2 protein-coding genes are annotated in these 20,825 nt (G+C 73.3%); both read left to right on the top strand.

Features of this window, described 5'->3' with window-relative positions:
• Positions 1–3 precede the first annotated feature (3 nt).
• On the top strand, positions 4–19,512 hold the full coding sequence (locus NZH93_RS01940; protein ID WP_259621110.1) for a non-ribosomal peptide synthase/polyketide synthase: 19,509 nt from the start codon (positions 4–6) through the stop codon (positions 19,510–19,512).
• Complete coding sequence (locus NZH93_RS01935) at positions 19,509–20,738, top strand: MFS transporter (RefSeq protein ID WP_259621109.1); 1,230 nt, start codon at positions 19,509–19,511, stop codon at positions 20,736–20,738. Before NZH93_RS01940 ends, NZH93_RS01935 begins: the two co-directional genes overlap by 4 nt.
• The last annotated feature ends 87 nt before the right edge of the window (positions 20,739–20,825 follow it).

Below are 20,825 nucleotides of genomic sequence, written 5' to 3'. Positions count from 1 at the left end.
ACCATGTCGTCGTCGATCGAGGACCGCGTCGCCGCACTTCCGCCGCACCTGCGCGAGCAGATGCGCCGCCGCCTCTCCGGCAACACCGGGCAGGCCGACACCATCAGACCGGTCCGCCGCGACCAGTCCTTACCCCTGTCGTTCCCGCAGCAGCGCCTGTGGTTCCTCGACCGGTTCCAGCCGGGCGGCTCCGGCTACAACAGCGCGCTGGCGCTGCGCCTGACCGGGCGGCTCGACGTGGCCGCGCTGACCGCCGCGCTCACCGGCCTGGTGGCCCGGCACGAATCGCTGCGCACCACGCTCGCCGAGGTCGACGGGCGCGGCGCGCAGGTCGTGCACCCGCCGTTCGACCTCCCCGTGCCCGTGGTCGGCCAGGACGACCCCGCCGGGCTGGACGACGTGCTGGTCGCCGAGTACTCCCGCCCCTTCGACCTGGAGGCGGGTCCGCTGGTGCGGGCGCTGCTGGTCCGGCTCGCCGAGGACGAGCACGTGCTGCTGGTGACCGCGCACCACGTCGTCACCGACGGCTGGTCGATGGGCGTGCTCACCGAGGAGTTGGGCGAGGTGTACGGCGCCGTCGTGGCGGGTCGGGAGGCGTCGCTGCCCGCCCTGCCGGTCCAGTACGCCGACTTCGCCGCCTGGCAGCGCGAACGCCTGTCCGACGACGTGCTGCGCGGCCACCTCGACCACTGGACGCGGCGGCTGGCGGGCACGGCCCCGCTGGACCTCCCGACCGACCGGCCCCGCCCGCCGGTGCGCACGACCCACGGCGCCACGCACCCGTTCACCGTGCCCGCGCCCGTCACCACCGCGCTGCGCGACCTCGCCCACGAGCACGGCACGATCCTGTTCTCCGTGCTCATGGCCGGGTGCCAGGCGCTGCTCGCCCGCTACGCCGGTCAGGAGGACGTGGCCGTCGGCACCGTCACGACCGGTCGCGACCACCCCGGCCTGGAACGGCTGGTCGGGTTCTTCGTCAACACCGTCGTCCTCCGGTCCACAGTGGACACCAGTCGGGCCTTCACCGAGTTCCTCGACCAGGTCAAGGACACCGTCAAGGAGGCCTTCGCCCACGACGAGGCACCGCTGGAGCAGCTCGTCGACGCCGTCCGGACGGACCGCGACGTCAGCCGCAACCCGCTGTTCGACGTGATGGTGCTGCTCCAGAACGCCGAACGCACGCCGCCGTCGCTGCCGGGCCTGCGCGTCGAGCCGATCGGCCTGTCGAGGCGGGACGCCCTGTTCGACCTGACCATCGAGTTCCAGGAGCGCGACGGCCTGCTGGCGGGTGTGCTGGAGTACAACACCGACCTGTTCGACGCCGCCACGGTCGAGCGCTTCGCCGACCACCTCGTGCTGCTGCTCGGGGGTGTGGCGGCCGATCCGCGCCTGCCCCTCGGCGAGCTGCCGTGGCTGTCGGACGCCGAGCGCGAGCAGGTGCTGACGGGCTGGAACGACGCCCACCGCCCACCGACGGCGGCCACGATTCCCGGCCTGTTCGCCGAGCAGGCGCGCCGGACCCCGGACGCGCCCGCCGTCCTCGCGGACGACGGGGTCCTCACCTACGCCGAGCTGGACGCGCGGGCCAACCACCTCGCGCGTCGGCTCCTCGACCTCGGGGTCCGGGCCGAGGACCCGGTGGGGCTGCTCGTGGAGCGCTCCGTCGGCCTGGTCGTCGCCGAACTGGCGGTGGCCAAGGCGGGCGCGGCCTACATGCCGCTGGACGGGCGCGCCCCGGCCGAGCGCCTGAGGCGCGTGCTGGCCGACTCGGGGGTGACCGCGGTGATCACCGACCCCGTTGGGGAGGAGGTCGTCACGTCCGTCCACACCGGACAGGTGCTGGTGCTCGACGGCGACCTGCCCGGTGCTCCCGATCCCGGCGTCGCGGTGCACCCGGACCAGCTCGCCTACGTCATGCACACCTCGGGGTCCACCGGCACGCCGAAGGGCGTGGCCGTGCGGCACCGGGACGTGGTGGCGCTGGCGTTGGACTCCCGTTTCGACGGCGGCGCGCACGACCGCGTGCTGCTGCACTCCCCGTCGGCGTTCGACGCGTCGACCTACGAGCTGTGGGTGCCGCTGCTGCGCGGCGGTCAGGTCGTCGTCGCGCGACCCGGCGACGTGGACGCCGACGCGGTGCGGCGCGCCATAACCGAGCACGGCGTGACCGCGATCTGGCTGACCGCCGGGCTATTCCGGCTGGTCGCCCACGAGTCGCCCGAGGCGTTCGCCGGGCTGCGCGAGGTGTGGACCGGTGGCGACGTGGTGCCCGCCGCGGCCGTTCGCGGTGTGCTCGACGCGTGCCCCGGCCTGACCGTGGTCGACGGCTACGGCCCGACCGAGACGACGACGTTCGCCACCTCGTTTCCCATGACGGACGTCGTGCCCGACGTGATCCCGGTCGGCCGCCCGCTCGACGGCATGGCGGCCTACGTCCTGGACGACGGCCTGCGGCCGGTTCCCGTTGGCGTGCCGGGGGAGTTGTTCCTCGCGGGCGCCGGGGTGGCCCGCGGCTACCTCGGCCAACCCGGTCTGACCGCCGAGCGCTTCCTGCCCGACCCGTTCGGCCCGCCCGGTTCCCGGATGTACCGCACCGGCGACGTGGCGCGGTGGCGCGCGACGGGAGTGGTGGAGTTCGTCGGCCGGACCGACGACCAGGTCAAGATCCGCGGCTTCCGGGTCGAGACCGGTGAGGTCGACGCCCTGCTGACCCGCCACCCCGCCATCGCGCAGGCGATCACCGTCGCCCGCACCGACGACGGCCGCAAGCAGCTCGTCGCCTACGTCGTGCCGACGGCGGACCTGGCGCACGCCGAGCTGCGGACGTGGCTCGCGCGGGAACTGCCGGACTACATGGTGCCGTCGGCGTTCGTGCCGCTGGACGCGCTCCCGTTGAGCGGCAACGGGAAGGTCGACCGCCGTGCGCTGCCCGCGCCGGAGGGCCGCCCGGACACCGGCCACGTCGAGCCCACCACACCCGTCGAACGGGAACTGGCCCGCGTCTGGGCCGAGGTGCTGCGCGTCGACCGGGTCGGCGTCGAGGACAACTTCTTCGAACTGGGCGGGGACTCCATCCTCAGCATCCAGCTCGTGGCCCGCGCCCGACAGGCGGGCCTGCGGCTGTCGTCCAAGGACGTCTTCCTGCACCCCACGGTCGCCGAACTGGCCGCGACCGCCACGGCCGCCGTCGACCACGCGCCGGACACCCCGGCCGCCGGGCCCGCGCCGCTGACGCCCATCCAGGAGTGGTTCTTCGACACCACACCGCGGGCCCCGCACCACTTCACCATGTCCACCCACGTCGAGCTGCCCCCGGACCTCGACGAACGCGCGCTGGGCACCGCGCTGGACGCCGTCGTGGCGCACCACGACGCCCTGCGCACGCGCTTCACCCGCGACGGCGACCGGTGGGTCCAGGAGGTCGCACCCACCGCGCCGACCGGCGTGCTGCGCGTGCGCGACCTGACCGGGCTCGACGAGCGCGAACAGCGGGAGGCCGCGGACGCCGACGCGCTCACCGCCCAGTCGAGCCTCGACCTCACCGCCGGGCCGCTCGTGCGGGCCCTGCTGTTCCGCCTCGGCGCGGGCCGCTCCCGGCTGTTCCTGGCCGTGCACCACCTCGTCGTGGACGGCGTGTCCTGGCGCGTCCTGCTCGGCGACCTGGACACCGCCTACCACCAGGTGTCCCGCGGCGAACCGGTCGCGCTGGAGCCCGTGGGCACGGCGTTCGCCACGTGGGCGCGCAGGCTGGCCGACCGGGTGGCCGCAGGCGACCTGGACGCCGACCTCGCCCACTGGACCGGCTTCGCCGCGTCCGCCCCGGCCGACCTCCCGGTGGACCACGCGGACGGCGACCCCGCCCAGGACGTCCGCGCGGTCACCGTCCGGCTCGGCCGGGCCGACACCGACGAGCTGCTGCACCAGGTGCCCGGCGTCTACCGCACGCAGGTCAACGACGTGCTGCTCAGCGCGCTCGGCCGGGCGCTGGCCGACTGGACCGGGCGGGACCGCGTCCTGGTCGGGCTGGAGGGCCACGGGCGCGAGGACGTGCCGGACGACCTCGACGTGTCCCGCACGGTCGGCTGGTTCACCAGCCAGTTCCCCCTTGCCCTGCACGTGCCCGCAGGGGGCTGGGGCGACGTGCTGAAGTCGGTCAAGGAGCAGGTGCGCGCGGTGCCGCGGCGCGGCCAGAGCTACGCGGCGCTGCGGTACCTCGGTCCCACGGAGGTCCTGCGCGACGACCCGCACCCGTCGATCAGCTTCAACTACCACGGCCAGTGGGACGTGGCGGCCGACGACGACGGCCTCTACCGGGCCCGGTGCGCCCCGATCGGCCGGGACACCGCGCCCGGCAACACCCGCGCGCACCTGCTGGACGTCGTGGGCCTGGTCGAGGACGGCGAACTCGAACTCACCTGGCTGTACTCCGGGCGCGTGCACGACGAGTCGACCGTGCGGGCGGTGGCCGACGCGACGACGGGCGCGCTGCGCGAGATCGTGGCGCACTGCGCGCTGCCGGACTCGGGCGGCCGGACGCCGTCGGACTTCCCGTTGGCACGCCTGGACCAGGCGGCCGTGGACCGGCTGCCCGTCGACGTGGAGGACGTCTACCCGCTGACCCCGTTGCAGGAGGGGATGCTGTTCCACGGCCTGGCCGACCCGTCGTCCACGGCCTACTTCGACCAGGTCAGATTGCGGCTGACCGGCGTCGAGGACGAACGCGCGCTCGCCACCGCGTGGCAACGCGTCGTCGACCGCACGCCGGTGCTGCGCGGCGCGCTGGTGTGGGAGGGCGTCGAGCGCCCGGTGCAGGTGATCCGGTCCCGCGTCGACCTGCCCACCACGCACCACGACTGGCGCGGACTGTCCGAAGAGGACCGTGCGCGCGAACTCGACGTGCTGGCCACCGAAGGCCTCGACCTGCGCCGCGCGCCGCTGATGCGCATCGCCATCGCTTTGCTGTCGGACGACGAGGTGCTGCTGGTCTGGACGTTCCACCACGTCCTGCTGGACGGGTGGAGCCTGGCGCAGGTGTTCGCCGAGGTGTGCGAGCAGTACCGGGCGATCACCGACGGCCGGCCGCCGCGGCTGGCCGCGCGGCGGCCGTTCCGCGACTACCTGCGCTGGCTGGCCGACCAGGACCGGACCGAGGCCGAACGGCACTGGCGCGAGGTGCTGGCGGACTTCTCCGCGCCCACCGCCCTGCCGTACGACCGGCAGCCGCGGCCGGACCACGCCACCGAGTCCTCCGAGGCGGTCCTCGTGGCCCTCAGCACCGAGGAGACCGACCGGCTGCGCCGCACCGCCCGTCGCCACGGCCTGACCGTCAACACCGTGGTGCAGGGCGCGTGGGCGCTGCTGCTGTCCCGGCACAGCGGCGAGTCCGACGTGGTGTTCGGCACGACGGTGTCCGGCCGTCCGGCGGAACTGCCGGGCGTCGAGCAGGTGGTCGGCCTGTTCATCAACACCGTGCCGACCAGGGTCTCCGTGCGCGACGACGGCGACACCGCGGCCTGGCTGCGGGAGGTGCAGGCGGCGCAGACGGAAGCGCGGCGGTTCGACTTCGTGTCGCTGCCGGAACTCCGGTCGTACAGCGCCGTGCCCGCGGGGTCGTCGCTGTTCGACAGCGCCGTCGTGTTCGAGAACTACCCGCTCAACGACGTCGCCGAGGTCGGCGGCATCCGGGCGACCGAGGTGCGGGCACGGGACACGACCACGTTCCCGCTCACCCTCAGCGCCGTCCTCGACGACCGGCTGCGCCTGGACCTCGCCTACGACCCGCACCTCTTCGACGCCGACACGGCCCACCGCCTCGCCGACCGCCTGCTCCTGCTGGTGAACGCCATCGCCGCGGAGTCCGAGCCGTCCCTGATGACGGAGGACGAGCGGCGCGGGGTGGTCGTGGAGTGGAACGCCACGGACGGCGAGGTGCCGGACGCGACGATCGTGGACCTGTTCGAGGCCAAGGCCCGAACCTCGCCGGACGCCGTCGCGCTGGTGGTGGGGAACCGGTCGCTGTCGTTCGCGGAGTTGAACGCGTGGGCAAACCGGGTGGCACGGGCCTTCGTCGCGTCAGGCGTGGGCCCGGAGCGGCTCGTGGCGCTGATGTTGCCGCGGTCGGTGGAGTTCGTGGTGGCGTTGCTGGCGATCTGGAAGGCGGGTGGTGTTTACCTCCCCGTCGATCCGGAGTTGCCCGCCGATCGGGTGGAGTTCCTGCTGGCGGACGCGAACCCGGTGCTGGTGGTGCGCGGAGCGCTCCCCGAGGTCGACGGTCACGGCTCCGACAACCTGATGCCGGTGCGTCCGGACCACTCGGCTTACGTGATCTACACGTCCGGGTCGACGGGTCGGCCGAAGGGTGTGGTGGTCGAGCATCGCAGTCTGGTGAACCTGCTGGTGAACCACCGTGAAGATTTTGTTCAGGGTCGGCGGTTGCGGGTGGCGTTGTCGGCGGTGTTCTCGTTCGACACGTCCCTTGAGGGCGTTGTGCTGATGGCCGATGGTCATGAGTTGCACGTGTTGGACGAGGACATCCGGTTGGACCCGCCCGCGTTGGTGGAGTACGTGGTGGATCTGCGGATCGACTTCCTGGACCTGACGCCGTCCTATGCCCGGCAGTTGCTGGAGGCGGGGCTGTTGGACGGCGAGCACCGGCCGAAGGTGCTGATGTTGGGCGGAGAAGCGATCGGTGAAGGGTTATGGCGGCGGTTGGCCGACTTGCCCGGTACCGAGAGCTACAACTTCTACGGCCCGACCGAGTCCACTGTGGACGCCCTGTCCTGCCTGATCGCAGGGGACGGGCCGCCGGTCGTGGGGCGTCCGCTGCGCAACGTGCGGGCGTACGTGCTGGACGAGCGGTTGCGGCCGGTTCCGGTTGGTGTACCGGGGGAGTTGTTCCTGGCCGGTGCCCAGGTCGCTCGTGGTTACCTGGGTCGTCCGGGGTTGACGGCTGATCGGTTCCTGGCGGATCCGTTCGGTGGTGCGGGGGAGCGGATGTACCGCACCGGTGACCGGGCGCGGTGGTTGGCGAATGGCACCCTGGATTACCTGGGTCGGACCGACGATCAGGTCAAGATCCGGGGCTTCCGCATCGAACCCGGCGAGGTCGAGGCGGCCCTGGTCCGCCACCCCGACGTCCGCGAAGCGGTGGTCGTCGCACGGGAGGACGGCGGTCACCAGCGGCTCGTCGCCTACGTGACCCCGACCGGGGCGGCGGACCCGCGGGCGTGGCTGGCCGAGCGGCTGCCGGACTACCTGGTGCCCTCCGCGTTCGTCGCGCTGGACGAGTTCCCGATGACGGCCAACGGGAAGGTCGACCGCCGTGCCCTGCCCGCCCCCGACCTGACGGCCACCGGCACCGACCACGTCGCGCCCCGCACGGACGTGGAGCGGGAGGTGGCCGACATCTGGTCCGAGGTGCTGGGCGTGCCCGGAATCGGCGTCCACGACAGCTTCTTCGACCTGGGCGGCGACTCGATCCTCAGCATCCGGGTGATCTCCCGGCTGCGGGCCGCGTTCGACGTGGAGATGTCGCCGCGGTCGGTGTTCACCAGCCCCACCGTCGCGGGCATCGCCGCACTGGTCGCCGAGGCCAAGGGCGTCCGGCGGTCCGACATCCCGGTCGTGCCCCGCGAGGGTGGTCTGCCGCTGTCGTTCGCGCAGCAGCGCCTGTGGTTCCTCGACGAGTTCGAACCCGGTGGCGTGGAGTACCTGACGCCGTCGATCCTGCGGCTGCGCGGTCACCTGGACGTGGACGCCCTGGGCACCGCGTTGACGGCGCTGGTGGCGCGGCACGAGTCGCTGCGCACCACCTTCGAGACCGTGGACGGTCGGGGAGCGCAGGTCGTGCACCCGCCCCACCGGGTCGTGGTCCCGGTGGTCGAGGTGTCCGAGGACGACCTGGAACGGGTGCTGGACGGGGAGACCACCACCCCGTTCGACCTCCGGCGGGGCCCGCTGGTGCGGGTGCTGCTGGCGCGGCTGGCCGAGGACGACCACGTGCTCTCCCTGGTGCTGCACCACATCGTCACCGACGGCTGGTCGAACGGCGTGCTGCTCGGCGAACTGGGCGCCTGCTACGAGGCCGCCACCCGAGGCGCGGACGCGAAGCTGCCCGACCTGCCCGTGCAGTACGCGGACTACGCGGTGTGGCAGCGGCGGGAGTCCACCGAGGAGGCGCTCGCGGAGCACCTGTCCTACTGGCGCCGCGCGCTCGACGGCGTTCGGCCGCTGGAACTCCCCACCGACCGGCCCCGACCCGCGACCCGCGGCAAGCAGGGCGCGCTGGTCCACTTCCAGGTGCCCGCCGACGTCACCGGCAGGCTCAAGGCGTTGGCCCGCGAGCAGGACGGCACCCTGTTCATGGCGCTGCTGGCCGCCTGCCAGGTGCTGTTCGCCCGCTGGTCCGGGCAGCGGGACGTGGCGGTCGGCACGGTCGTGTCCGGCCGCGACCGCACCGAACTGGAAGGGCTGGTCGGCTTCTTCGTCAACACGCTCGTGCTGCGCACCCCGGTCGACCCGCGCCGCGGGTTCCGGGACCTGCTGGGCCGGGTCCGCGAGACGGTGCTCGACGCCTTCGCCCACCAGGACGTGCCGTTCGAGCGGGTCGTGGACGAGGTGCACCCCGTGCGCGATCCCAGCCGCACACCGCTGTTCCAGGCGATGGTCGTCCTCCAGAACACCCCGGACGACGGACCGGGCCTGCCCGGCCTGGACGTCGAGGAGCTGCCGCCGCCGTCGGTCGCGGCGGGCTTCGACGTGTCGTTCCAGTTCCAGGAGGTCGACGGCCGACTGGAAGCGGTGCTGACCTACGACACGGCGCTGTTCGACGCCGTCACGGCCGAGCGTCTGGTGGCGCACGTCGGCGTGCTGCTCGACGGGGCGACCACCGACCCGGACCACGCCGTGGCCGACCTGCCGCTGCTCACCGACGACGAGCTGCGGCACGTCCTGCACGACTGGAACGACACCGCCGCCGACGAGCCCGCCCCGGCGTACCACGAGGTGTTCCAGGACCGCGCCGCCCGCACTCCCGACGTGACGGCACTGGTCGCGGGCGACCGGTCGTGGACCTTCGCCGACGTGAACGCCCACGCCAACCGGCTCGCCCACCACCTGATCGCCGCGGGGGTCGGGCCCGAGTCCGTGGTGGCGCTGGCGCTGCCGCGTTCGGCCGAGATGGTCTTCGCCGTCCTGGCCGTGCTCAAGGCCGGTGGCGCCTACCTGCCGGTCGACCCCGACCACCCGGCCGAGCGCGTCGCGTTCCTGCTGGACGACGCCCGGCCGGTGCTCGTGGTCACGACCGGCGACGGCGGGACCGTGCCCGGCGGGCTGCCGCGCGTGGCGCTGGACGACCCCGCCGCCACCGACCGCCCGGCCACCGATCCGACCGACGCCGACCGCACGGCACCGCTGCGCCCGGAGCACGCCGCGTACGTGATCTACACGTCCGGCTCCACCGGGCGCCCCAAGGGGGTCGTGGTCGAGCACCGCAACCTCGCCAACCTCGTCGCCGACCACCACACCCGCCTGCTGCCCCGCGACGGGACCCGCCTGCGCGGCATCGCCACGGCCGCGTACTCGTTCGACGCCTCCTGGGAAGGGCTGCTCCTGCTGGCCGCGGGCCACGAGCTGCACGTGGTCGACGACTCGGTGCGGCTGGACCCGCGCGCGCTGGTCGAGCACATCACCCGGCACCGGATCGACTTCCTGAGCTGCACCCCGTCGTACTTCCAGCAGCTACTGCCCGAGGGCGTGCTGACCGGCAGGCGGCACCGGCCGCTGCTGGTGGCGCTGGGCGGCGAAGCCGTCGGCGAACCGCTGTGGCGAGCGCTGGCCGAGGCCGACGGCGTCACCGGCGTCAACCTCTACGGGCCAACGGAGTCCACTGTGGACTCGGTGTGGACGGTGATCACCGACCGCGAACGCCCGGTGATCGGCGGCCCCGGCCGCAACCTGCGCGCCTACGTGCTGGACGCCGACCTGCGGCCGGTCCCGATCGGCGTGCCCGGCGAACTGCACCTGGCGGGCGACCAGGTGGCCCGCGGCTACCTGAACCGGCCCGGACTGACCGCGGACCGGTTCACCGCCAACCCGTTCGGTCCGCCCGGCTCACGGGTGTACCGCACGGGCGACCTCGCCCGGTGGACCGCCGACGGCGCGCTGGAGTACCAGGGCCGCGCCGACGACCAGGTCAAGATCCGCGGCTACCGGGTCGAACCCGGAGAGGTCGAGGCCGCCCTGATCGGCCTGCCGGGGGTCGCGGAGACCGTCGTCGTCGCGCGCGAGGTCGAGCCCGGCACGCACCGCCTCGTCGGCTACGTCGTGGGCACGGCCGCGGTGGACGACCTGCGGGCCGAGCTGAAGCTGCGGCTGCCGGACCACCTGGTGCCGTCGCTGTTCGTGCTGCTCGACGAGCTGCCCAGGACCGACAGCGGCAAGGTCGACCGCCGCGCCCTGCCCGCGCCCGACGCGTCGGCCGGGCTCGCCCAGGGCTACGTGCCGCCGCGCACGCCCGTGGAGCGGGAACTCGCCCGCGTCTGGGCGGAGGCGCTGCGCGTCGAGCGGGTCGGCGTCCACGACAACTTCTTCGGCCTGGGCGGCGACTCGATCCTGAGCATCCAGATCGTGTCCCGGTCCCGCCAGGCCGGTCTGGAGCTGGTCACCAAGGACGTGTTCACCCACCAGACCATCGCCGAACTCGCGACCGTCGTGCGGGCGCGCGGTCCGGAGGCGGACCTGCCCGAGATCGCTGGACCGGCCCCGCTCACGCCGATCCAGCGCTGGTACCTCGACTCCCACCCGGACGACCCCCACGCGTTCACGATGTCGTTCCACCTGGAACTGGCCGAGGACGTGGACCCGGCGGCGCTGTCGCGGGCCGTGGACGCGGTCGTGGCGCACCACGAGGGCCTGCGCACCCGCTTCACCCGCGTGGACGGCGACTGGCGGCAGGACGTCGTCCCGGCCGAGCCCGGTCACCTCGTGGAGCACGACGGGGCGGACACCGGCCTGGACATCACCCGCGGCCCGCTGCTGCGCGCGCGGCTGGTGAAAGGCGAACGGCCGAGCCTGCTCCTCGTGGTCCACCACCTCGTCGTGGACGGCGTGTCCTGGCGAATCCTGCTCGGTGACCTGGAGACCGCCTACCGCCAGGCCGTCGCGGGCGAGCGGGTGGAGCTGGAGCCGGTCGGCACCCGGTTCACCCAGTGGGCCCACCGGCTGGCCGAGCACGTGCGGTCCGGGGCGTTCGACGACGAACTGCCCCACTGGACCGCCGCGCTCGACCGGGCGGCGGGTGTCGTGCCCGTGGACCGCGACGGGCCCAACACCGCGGGCTCCATCAGGGTGGTGTCGGTCCGGCTCGACCGCGAGCACACCGACGCCCTGCTGCACCGCGTTCCGGACGTCTACCGCACGCAGGCCAACGACGTGCTGCTCAGCGCGCTGGGCCGGGCACTGGCGGACTGGACGGGCCGGGACCGCGTGGCGGTCACGATGGAGGGCCACGGCCGTGAGGACGTGCTCGACGGCGTCGACACCTCCCGCACGGTCGGCTGGTTCACCACCCAGTACCCGGTCGCGCTGACCGTGCCCGACGGCGACTGGGGCGCGGTGCTCAAGTCGGTGAAGGAACAGCTCCGCGCCGTGCCGCGCCGGGGCTTTGGCTTCGAGGCGCTGCGGCAGCTCGGATCGGCCGCCGACCTGGCCGGGACCGCCCTGCCGCCGGTCAGCTTCAACTACCACGGTCGGTGGGACGTGGCGTCGGCCGAGGACAGCGGTCTGTTCCGGAAGCGGTTGGACAGCCCCGGAACCGAGGAGGGCGAACGCGCGTTCCTGCTCGACGTGGTCGGCGGGGTGGAGGACGGCGAGCTGGTGCTGTCCTGGCTCTACTCCGAGCACGTGCACGACGAGTCGACCGTGCGGGCGGTGGCCGACGCGACGACGGGCGCGCTGCGCGAGATCGTGGCGCACTGCGCGCTGCCGGACTCGGGAGGCCGGACGCCGTCGGACTTCCCGTTGGCACGCCTGGACCAGGCGGCCGTGGACCGGCTGGTCGACCGGGACGTGGAGGACGTCTACCCGTTGACCCCGTTGCAGACGGGGATGCTGTTCCACGCGCTGGTGGACGACACGTCGACGGCGTACTTCAACCGGTTCCGGCTGCGGCTGTCCGGCGTGTCCGACCCGAACGCGCTGGCCGAGGCGTGCCGCCGCGTCGTGGACCGCACCCCCGTGCTGCGCGCCGGGGTGGTTTGGGAGGGCGTCGAAACCCCGGTGCAGGTGGTGCGCCACCGGGTCGACGTGCCGATCGCCCACCACGACTGGCGCCACCTGTCCGCCGAGGAGCAGGAGGCCGCGCGCCCCGAGGGCGACGCGGAGGGCCTGGACCTGACCCGGCCGCCCCTGCTGCGCCTGGCCATCGCCCGGCTGACCGACGACGAGGTCACCCTCTTCTGGACCGCGCACCACGTCCTGGTGGACGGGTGGAGCTTCGCCCAGGTGCTCGCGGAGGTGTGCGAGCAGTACGCCGCCCTCGTCCACGGCCGGGAGCCGAGGCTCGCGGCGCGGCGGCCGTTCCGCGACTACCTGCGCTGGCTGGCCGACCAGGACGCGGCGGCGGCCGAACGGCACTGGCGGCAGGTGCTCGGCGGGGTCGACTCGCCGACGCCGCTGCCGTGGGACCGCCCGCCGGTCGAGGCGCACCGCGCCGAGTCCAGCGCGTCGGTCCGGGTGGAGCTGGACCCGGAGCGGTCGGCCGACCTCAACCGGGTCACCCGCGCCGCCGGGCTGACCGCCAACACGGTGGTGCAGGGCGCCTGGGCGCTGCTGCTGTCCCGCTACACCGGCGAGTCCGACGTGGTGTTCGGTACGACGGTGTCGGGTCGTCCGGCGGAACTGCCGGGTGTCGGGTCGATGGTGGGCCTGTTCATCAACACCGTGCCGACCAGGATCGCGGTGCGCGGTGACGCCGACGCCCTGACCTGGCTGAGGGAGGTCCAGGCCGCGCAGTGGGAGTCACGGCGGTTCGACTTCGTGTCGCTGTCGGACCTGCGGTCGTGGAGCGGTGTGCCCGCCGGGTCGTCGTTGTTCGACAGCGCCGTGGTGTTCGAGAACTACCCGGTGGACGAACTGCTCGACGCCGAGCAGGGCGTGCGGGTGCTCGACGTCGAAGGCGCCGACACGACGAGCTTCCCGCTGGCGCTGAGCGCCAACCTGGGTGACCGGCTGCGCCTCGAACTCGACTACGACCCGCGCCTGTTCGACGCCGAGACGGTCGAGCGCGTCGCCGCGCACCTGCTGGTGCTGCTGAAGAACCTGGCGACCGACCCGCACCGGACCCTCGCCGAACTGCCGTTGATGGCGGACGACGAGCGGCGCCGAGTGGTGGTGGAGTGGAACGACACGGCCGGTGAGGTGCCGGCGGGGACCCTGGTCGACCTGTTCGAGGCCGCCGTTCGGGCGACGCCGGACGCGACCGCTCTCGTGGTGGGCGACCGGTCGTTGACGTTCGCCGAGGTGAACGCGTGGGCCAACAGGCTCGCGCGGGTCTTCCTGGCCGGAGGGGTCGGTCCGGAGCGGCTCGTGGCGCTGATGTTGCCGCGGTCGGTGGAGTTCGTGGTGGCGTTGCTGGCGATCTGGAAGGCCAGTGGGGTTTACCTCCCCGTCGATCCGGCGTTGCCCGCTGATCGGGTGGAGTTCCTGCTAGCGGACGCGAGGCCGGTGCTGGTGGTGCGCGGGACACTGCCCGCGTCCGACCACCAGGACTCCTCGGAACTGCCGCCGGTGCGTCCGGACCACGCGGCCTACGTGATCTACACGTCCGGGTCGACGGGTCGGCCGAAGGGTGTGGTGGTCGAGCATCGCAGTCTGGTGAACCTGCTGGTGAACCACCGTGAAGATTTTGTTCGGGGTCGGCGGTTGCGGGTGGCGTTGTCGGCGGTGTTCTCGTTCGACACCTCCCTTGAAGGTGTCGTGTTGATGGCTGATGGCCACGAGTTGCACGTGCTGGACGAGGACGTTCGGTTGGATCCGCCCGCGCTCGTGGACTACGTGGTGGATCGGCGGATCGACTTCCTGGACCTGACGCCGTCCTACGCCCGGCAGTTGCTGGAGGCGGGGCTGTTGGATGGTAAGCACCGGCCGAAGGTGCTGATGTTGGGCGGTGAAGCGATCGGTGAGGCGCTGTGGCGGCGGTTGGCCGACGTGCCCGGTACTGACAGCTACAACTTCTACGGGCCCACTGAGTCCACTGTGGACGCGCTGTCGTGCCGTGTCGCGCCTGGGTCTCCCGTCGTGGGACGTCCGCTGCGCAACGTGCGGGCCTATGTGCTCGACGAGGACCTGCGACCGGTTCCCGTTGGGGTGCCGGGGGAGTTGTTCCTGGCCGGTGCTCAGGTCGCTCGTGGTTACCTGGGTCGGCCGGGGTTGACCGCTGATCGGTTCCTGGCCGATCCGTTCGGTGGTGCGGGGGAGCGGATGTACCGCACCGGTGACCGGGCGCGGTGGTTGGCGAACGGCACGCTGGACTACCTGGGGCGTACCGACGACCAGGTCAAGATCCGGGGCTTCCGCATCGAACCCGGAGAGGTCGAGGCCGTCCTGAGCAGGCACCCCGACGTTCGCGAAGCCGTGGTCGTCGCGCGGCAGGACGACGGTCACCGGCGGCTCGTGGCCTACGTCGTGTCGACCGGTCCCGCCGACCTGCGGGCGTGGCTGGCCGAGCGGCTGCCGGACTACCTGGTGCCCTCCGCGTTCGTCGCGTTGGACGCGCTCCCGATGACGGCCAACGGGAAGGTCGACCGGAAGGCCCTGCCCGCGCCGGACCTGCGGGCCGACGCCGCGACCTACCGCGCTCCGCGCACGCGGGTCGAGGACCGGGTCTGCGGCATCTGGGCCGACGTGCTGGGCGTGCCGCGAGTCGGGCTCGACGACAACTTCTTCGAGCTGGGCGGCGATTCCATCCTCAGCATCCGCGTGGTGTCCCGGCTGCGCGCCGAACTGGACGCGCCCGTGTCACCGCGGGTGCTGTTCAGCTCGCCCACGGTCGCCCGGCTCGTCGAGGCGCTCGGTCAGGGCCGGGCAGAGGCCGCGATCCCGCGCGTGCCGCGCGGCGGCGCACTGCCGCTGTCGTTCGCCCAGCAGCGGATGTGGTTCCTGGACCAGTTCGAGCCGGAGAGCACCGACTACCTCTCGCCGTCCATCCTGCGGCTCCGCGGCCACCTGGACGTGGACGCCCTCGGCACGGCGCTGACCGCGCTGGTGGCCCGGCACGAGTCGCTGCGCACCACCTTCGAGACCGTGGACGGGCACGGCGTCCAGGTCGTCCACCCGCCCCACGACGTCGAGGTGCCCGTGCTGGACGTCCCCGAGGACGGGCTCACCGAGGCGTTGGAGCGGGAGTGCACCCGGCCGTTCGACCTCGGTCGCGGCCCACTGCTGCGCCCGCTGCTGCTGCGCGTGGCGGAGGACGACCACGTGCTCCTCCTGCTGGCGCACCACATCATCACCGACGGCTGGTCCAACGGCGTGCTGACCACCGAGCTGAACCTCCTGTACCGAGGCGGCACCACCCTGCCCGACCTGCCGGTCCAGTACGCGGACTTCGCGGTGTGGCAACGGGAACGGCTGATCGGGCCGCTGCTGGACGAGCAGCTCGCGCACTGGCGGGACCGGCTCGCCGGTGTCCCGCCGCTGGAACTGCCGACCGACCGGCCCCGGCCCGCGGTGCGCACCAACCGGGGCGCGGTGCACACGTTCACCGTGCCGGTCGAGGTCGCCGGACGCCTCAAGGCCTTGGCGCAGCACCAAGACGGCACCCTGTTCATGGCGCTGGTCGCCGCGTGCCAGGTGCTGTTCGCCCGCTGGTCCGGGCAGGACGACATCGCGGTGGGCACCGTGGCCTCCGGCCGGGAGCGCGCCGAACTGGAGGGCCTGGTCGGGTTCTTCGTCGACACGCTGGTGCTCCGGTCGACCGTCGACGGGACCCGCACGTTCCGCGAGTTCCTCGGGGAGGTGCGGGGCACGGCGCTGGACGCGTTCGCCCACCAGGACGTGCCGTTCGAGCGCGTGGTGGACGAGTTGCGGCCCGAGCGCGACACCAGCCGCACCCCGCTGTTCCAGGCGATGGTGATCCACCAGAACACCCCGGAGCCCGCGCCGGACCTGCCGGGCCTGGTCGTCGAGGACCTGCCGCTGCCGGTGGTGGCGGCCAACTTCGACCTCACCGTGGAGTTCCAGGAGTCCGACGACGCCCTGCACGGGGCGGTCAACTACAGCACCGACCTGTTCGACGCGGCGACCGTCGAGAGGATGACCGGTCACCTAGGCGTGCTGCTGGAGGGCGTGGTCGCCGATCCCGACCGCCCGCTCGCCGACCTGCCGCTGATGGGCGCCGACGAGCGGCGGCACGTGCTGCACGCGTGGAACGACACCGCCCACGCCGTTCCCGACGCCACGCTGGCGGACCTGGTCGAGGCGCAGGTGGCGCGCACACCGGACGCGACCGCGCTGGTGGACGGCGACCGGTCGCTGACCTACGCGGACCTGAACGCCCGCGCCAACCGCGTGGCGCACCGGCTGATCGCGGACGGCGTCGGCCCCGGCCGGTACGTCGCGCTCTCGCTGCCGCGTTCCGCCGAACTGGTCGTCGCGGTGCTGGCCGTGCTCAAGTCGGGTGCCGCGTACGTGCCGGTCGAACCGGACCAGCCCGCGGACCGGGTCGCGTTCGTGCTCGACGACGCCCGACCCGCCCTGGTCCTGGACGACCCGGAACCGCTGCGGGACACCAACTCCCACCCCGACCTCAACCCGACGGACCTCAACCCGACGGACCTCAACCCGACGGACCAGGACCGGACCCGGCCGCTGACCACCCACGACCCGGCGTACGTGATCTACACGTCCGGCTCCACCGGTCGCCCCAAGGGGGTCGTGGTCGAGCACCGCTCGGTGGTCAACTACCTGGCGTGGGCCTGCGAGGTGTACCCCGGCCTGCGCGGCGCGGCGGTGCTGCACTCGCCGGTCTCGTTCGACCTCACCGTCACGACCCTCTTCGGCCCGCTGCTCGTCGGTGGTCGGGTCGTGGTCAGCGACCTGGACGAGGACGCCGGCCCGGCGGAGCGGACGGCGTTCCTCAAGGCCACGCCCAGCCACCTGCCGCTGCTGGGCACCGTCCCCGCCGACCTGTCGCCGTCCGGTGACCTGGTCGTCGGCGGGGAGCAGTTGCTCGGCGAGGCGGTCGACGAGTGGCGGCGGGCGAACCCCACCGCCGTCGTGGTCAACGAGTACGGTCCGACCGAGACGACCGTCGGGTGCATGGAGCACCGCGTCGAACCGGGTGAGCCGCTGGCCCCCGGACCCGTGCCGATCGGCCACCCGGCCTGGAACACCCGCCTCTACGTCGTGGACGACCTGCTGCGGCCGGTTCCGCTCGGCGTGCCCGGTGAGCTGTGCATCGCGGGCGACGGGCTGGCCAGGGGTTACCTGAACCGGCCGGGCCTGACCGCGGCCCTGTTCGTCGCCTGCCCGTTCGGCGCGCCGGGGGAGCGGATGTACCGCTCCGGCGACCTGGTCCGCAGGCGCGCGGACGGCGTGGTCGAGTACCTCGGCCGCATCGACGACCAGGTCAAGATCCGCGGGCACCGCGTCGAGCCGGGCGAGGTCGAGTCGGCGCTGCTCGGCCACCCAGGGGTGACCGAGGCGGCCGTGGTGGCCAGGGACACCGGCCAGGGCCACGCCCGCCTGGTGGCCTACGTCGTCACCGAGGCCGAACCGGGTGAACTCCGCGCGTTCCTGGGTGACCGCCTGCCCGCGTACCTGGTGCCGTCGGCGTTCGTGCGGCTGCCCGCCCTGCCGGTCACGCCGAACGGCAAGCTCGACCGGGAGGCGCTGCCCGCCCCGGAGCCGACGCCCGATGACGGGATGGGCCACGTGCCGCCGCGCGACCCCGTCGAGGCCGCGCTGGCCGAGGTCTGGGCCGGTGTGCTGGGCGTCGACCGCGTCGGGGTGCGGGACAACTTCTTCGAGCTGGGCGGTGACTCCATCCTCGTCATCCAGGTCGTCTCCCGCGCGAGGAAGGCCGGCTTGGCGTTGACGACGAAGGTCCTGTTCCGCAACCAGACGATCGAGGCGCTGGCACCCCACGTGACCGAGGTCGAGACCGCGCCCGCGGACACCGCGGAGGTGGTCGGCGCCGTGCCGCTCACCCCGATCCAGCGGTGGTTCTTCGAGACCAGGACGGTGGCGCCGCACCACTTCAACCAGTCCATGCTGCTGGAGCTGACCTCCGACCTGGACGAGGCGGCGCTGGAACGGGCGCTGGCCGCCGTGCTGGCCCACCACGACGCGCTGCGGATGCGCTTCGAGCACGTCGACGGCGAGTGGCGCCAGCACAACGCCCCGGTCGAACCGGGTGGGGTGCTGGAGCGGCACGACCTCACCCCGGTCGGCGAGGAGGAGCGGCACGCGCACGTGGTGAAGATCGCCGACGAGGCGCACGCGGGCTTCGACCTGGCCACGGGGCCGCTGTTCCGGATCGTGCTGCTGCACGCCGACGCGATGCCGTCACCGCTGCTGTTCCTGGCCGTGCACCACCTCGTCGTGGACGGCGTGTCGTGGCGGATCCTGCTCGACGACCTGGACACCGCCTACCGGCAGGCCTTGGCGGGCCTGCCGGTGGACCTGGGCGCCAAGTCCACGTCGTTCCGGGACTGGGCGGGCGGGCTCGCCGGGCACGTCGCCGGGGGAGCGCTGGACCACGAGGTCGACCACTGGGCGGCGGCGCTCGACGCGGCGCCGCTGCCGGTGGACCACGAGAGGCCGACACCGGGCGCCTCGGCGGACACGGTGCACGTGGTGCTGGGCGCGGAGGACACCGACGCGCTGCTGCACGACGCGCCCACCGCGTACCGCACGAGGGTCAACGACGTCCTGCTCGCCGCGCTGGCACTGGCGCTGTCCCGGTTCACCGGGCGGCGCACCGTGTCGCTGGACATGGAGGGCCACGGCCGGGAGGACGTCCTCGGCGCCGACCTCTCCCGCACGGTCGGCTGGTTCACCACCCTCTACCCGGTCGGGCTCACACTCCCGGACGAGGACCGGCCCGCGTGGCGCGACCTGGTCAAGGCGGTGCGCAGGCAGCTCCGCACGGTGCCCGGCAACGGGTTCGGCTTCGGGGCGCTGCGCCACCTGGGACGGCCGGAGGTGCGGGAGCGGCTCGCCGGACCGGGACCGCAGGTGGTGTTCAACTACCTCGGCCAGTCCGGCAGCACCGCGGACCACGCCGACGGCGGGCTGTACCGGGCCGTGCTCGACCCCGTCGGACAGGACTCCGACCCGACGGACCGGGGTCCGCACCTGCTGGAGGTGGTCGGCGGCGTGGCCGCGGGTGAACTCCGGTTCACCTGGTACTACCAGCCGGACAGGCACGACGGGGCCACGGTGCGGCGGGTCGCGGAGGACTTCCTCGACGCGCTGCGCGGCATCGCCGCCGACTGCCGGGCCGACTCGTGACGGCGCCGCTGTCGCGCAACCGCGACTACCGGCTGCTGTGGATCGGGCAGGCGCTGTCCGAAGCCGGGTCCAGCGCGTCCACCATCGCGCTCCCGCTGCTGGTGCTGGTGCTGACCGGCTCCGCGGTCGCCTCCGGCCTCGTGCTCGGGGCGAGCGCGGCGGCCCAGTTGCTGGTCGGGCTGCCCGCGGGGGCGCTGGTCGACCGGTGGAACCGCAAGACCGTGATGCTCGTCAGCGAAGCCGTGCAGGCGGTGGCGATGGCCGCGCTCGTCGTCGGGCTGTGGTGGGACGCGGTGGGCCTGCCCCACGTGGTGCTTGCCGTCGTCGTGCTCGGCGTCTGCCGGGCGTTGTCGGAACCCGCCGAGGAAGCGGCCCTGCCCGCCGTCGTGCCCGAGCACCACCTGCCCGCCGCCGTGGCGATGAACGCCGCCCGCGGCTACGTCGGCCAGCTCTCGGGCACCGCGCTCGGCGGCGTGCTGTTCGGCCTGGCGCGCTGGGTGCCATTCGCGCTGGAGGCGGTGACGCACGTGGCGACGTTCCTGTCGCTGCTGTTCGTCCGCATCCCCGCGCGCCACCGCGAACGCCCGGCGCACGGGCGGTTCCACCACGAGGTCCGCGACGGGCTGAAGTGGGTGTGGCACCAGCCCGTCGTCCGGGTCGTCGCGATCTGCGCGGTCGGCCTCAACCTGTTCTTCCAGGCTTTCTACCTGCTGATGATCGCCATCGCCCAGCAGCAGGGGGTGCCCGCGGGCCAGATCGGCGTCATGGGGGCCATGCTCGGCGCGGGCGGCATCCTGGGCGCGCTCGTCGCACCCCGCCTGCACCGACTGCTGCGACCGCACACGTCGATCGTCGGCGTGTTCTGGGCGATCACCGCGCTGATCCCGCTGGCGCTCGTCGTCGACCCCGGTTACCCGACAGGGGTGCTGTTCGCGGCGGCGGCGTTCCTGGCGCCGACCGCGAACACCACGATCACCACCTACCAGTTGCTGCTCACCCCGGACGAGCTGCGCGGCAGGCTGAGCAGCGTCATGGGCGTCGCGCTGGGCATCGCCGCCATCGCGGGCCCAGCGGTCGGCGGCGCGCTCGCGGGCCTCCTGCCACCCACCCAGGCGATCCTCACCTGCGCGGGCGGCGCCGCGGCGCTCACCGTGTTCGCCACGCTGAACCCCACGCTGCGCAGGTTCTCCCGCTCCGAGCAACCCGCCGAGGTGACCGCGGACTAGCCCGGACGCGGCGAGCGCGCCTGGTGGTCGCTGCGGGTCCTGATCGAGCGCGGCTTCGACCCGGACGCGCCGGGGTAGGAGGTTGGC

Origin of the sequence: Umezawaea endophytica, from assembly GCF_025061645.1 — a bacterium.
GTDB lineage: Bacteria > Actinomycetota > Actinomycetes > Mycobacteriales > Pseudonocardiaceae > Umezawaea > Umezawaea endophytica.
This window is presented reverse-complemented; position numbering and strand designations above follow the sequence as displayed.

Excerpts from the sequence above, each read along its gene's own strand:
- NZH93_RS01940 (WP_259621110.1), top strand. The coding sequence starts at position 4 with ATGTCGTCGTCGATCGAGGACCGCGTCGCCGCACTTCCGCCGCACCTG.